At 66.8% G+C, this 1,517-nt stretch carries 1 protein-coding gene and 1 pseudogene; one reads left to right on the top strand and one right to left on the bottom strand.

Annotated elements, in window-relative coordinates:
* Nucleotides 1–47 precede the first annotated feature (47 nt).
* A pseudogene (locus RMQ73_RS01505) lies at nucleotides 48–434 on the top strand (aspartyl/asparaginyl beta-hydroxylase domain-containing protein); the annotation flags it as partial.
* A 5-nt stretch (nucleotides 435–439) separates the two neighbouring features.
* Here RMQ73_RS01505 and dgcA read toward each other — a convergent pair.
* Nucleotides 440–1,432 carry an N-acetyl-D-Glu racemase DgcA gene (gene dgcA, locus RMQ73_RS01500; protein WP_310496204.1) on the bottom strand — a complete coding sequence of 331 codons (993 nt, stop codon included), beginning with the start codon at nucleotides 1,430–1,432 and terminating at the stop codon, nucleotides 440–442.
* Nucleotides 1,433–1,517: the final 85 nt, after the last annotated feature.

The following is a 1,517-nucleotide window of genomic DNA, read 5'->3' as shown; positions in this document are numbered from 1 at the left end:
GTGCTGCTGTTCGACGACAGCATCGAACATGAAGCGTGGAACGACAGCGATGCCCCGCGACCATGGCGGCGCTGGCGGCGGCGCCCATGCCCCATATTGCCGGGCGATCACCGATGGCGCTGTTTTCCATCCTGCAGCCCCGCACCCATATTCCGCCGCACAATGGCATGCTCAACACGCGGCTGATCTGCCATCTGCCGCTGATCGTGCCCGACAATTGCCGGCTGCGCGTCGGCGGAGAAACACGCGCCGTTCGCGCCGGCGAGGTGCTGCTGTTCGACGACAGCATCGAACATGAAGCGTGGAACGACAGCGATGCCCCGCGTGCGATCTTGCTGTTCGAAGTCTGGCGGCCCGAGCTGACGGACGCCGAGCGCCATGCGCTGAAGGTGATGTTCGAGAGCGTGACGCAGTACGCAACAGATCAAGGGTAAGGGGTTCACCCCCAGAGCTGCGCCTCCGGCGGCCAGACATCGGAATGTTCGAAGCGCAGCCCGTCCGCCCGGTCCTCGATCAACAGCGGCCCGTCCAGATCGGCATATTGTCCCTGCATCGCCACATGAAAGGCCGGCGCGATGCCGAGCGAGGTGCACAACATGCAGCCCGTCATGACGCCCAGGCCGCGCATCCGGGCGGCATGGACCAGCGCCAGTGCCTCGGTCAGACCACCGGCCTTGTCGAGCTTGATGTTGATATGGCTGTAGCGGCCGACAATTTCGTCAAGCGAGGCGCGGGTCTGGCAGCTTTCGTCCGCCGCCAAAGGCACGGCGCTGCGCACGCCGTCCAGCACTGCGTCCTGCCCGGCCGGCACCGGCTGTTCGATCAGTTCGACGCCAAGCAGCGCCAGTGCGGCGGCGGTGCGGGCAATGTCGGCGGCACCCCAGGCTTCATTGGCATCGACGATCAGCCGGGCATCGGGCGCGGCCATGCGAACGGCCTTCATGCGCTCGATGTCGCCATCGGTGCCGTCGCTGCCGCCCAGCTTGACCTTGAGGAGCTCGCGGCCCCGCGCACCATGAGCCGCAGTCGCCATGGCCGAGGCATCGCCCAGGCTGATGGTAAAGGCGGTCAGCATCGGCTGCGGCCTTGGAAGCCCGAGCATCTGCCAGACGCGCCGGCCGGCCTGCTTGGCTTCCAGATCCCATAGCGCCGCATCCAGCGCGTTGCGGGCGGCACCCGCCGGCATCAGGCCAAGCAGGTCGGGCCGGGCGGCGCCGGCTGCAATCGCGCCGCGCTGCGCCAGAATCGCGGCCAGCGCCAGTTCGGCGGTGTCACCGTGATAATAGATGGCGGTGCCTTCGCCGCGGCCGATGTGCCGGCCATCGCTGACTTGCGCCAACACCACATCGACATGGGTCTTGGCGCCGCGCGCGATGGTGAAGGCGCCGCGCACGGCAAAGCGTTCGATGGAAGCGTCAAGGGAAATGGCCATGGCCCTGTGTGCCTGCCTGCGCAAAGTGCGGCAAGCGGGGTTTCAACCGGTGGAAGCCGCGATAGACTGCTGCCATGGATGAAAA

The sequence above is a fragment of the Sandarakinorhabdus sp. genome, from assembly GCF_031430775.1.
GTDB lineage: Bacteria > Pseudomonadota > Alphaproteobacteria > Sphingomonadales > Sphingomonadaceae > Sandarakinorhabdus.
The sequence above is the reverse complement of the archived record's forward strand: the minus strand, read 5'-3'. Positions and strand labels throughout refer to the sequence as shown.